This window comes from Olleya sp. Ti.3.14 (genome assembly GCF_038154885.1).
Taxonomy (GTDB): domain Bacteria; phylum Bacteroidota; class Bacteroidia; order Flavobacteriales; family Flavobacteriaceae; genus Olleya.
In genome coordinates, this window is sequence record NZ_JBAKAO010000070.1 from 1 (window position 1) to 290 (window position 290).

A 290-nucleotide genomic window follows, 5' to 3' on the forward strand; every position below is an offset into this window, starting at 1 on the left:
GCAACTACAAAACGAACTTGCTGAGTTTGTAGTTGCTCGTGTAAATTTGTGTGACCAGACATCATACGTGCTCCCATTGGATAAGCAGATCCGTATTGTGCTGCAGCTTCTGCATCAACCTTACGGACTTCAGGATGGTTAGCAAGACCTAAGTAGTCATTGATACTCCATGTAATTACATCTTTTCCTTGAAATTTCATACGATTAGAAATTTCACCTTCCAATTTAGGAAACACAAAGTAACCTTCTGCTTGTGCAGCCCATTACCTAGTGGTCCTTTATCTTTGTAT

1 pseudogene is annotated in these 290 nt (G+C 40.0%); it reads right to left on the reverse strand.

The features are described 5' to 3' along the window. A pseudogene (locus V6251_RS15320) lies at window positions 1-290 on the reverse strand (aminotransferase class I/II-fold pyridoxal phosphate-dependent enzyme); the annotation flags it as partial.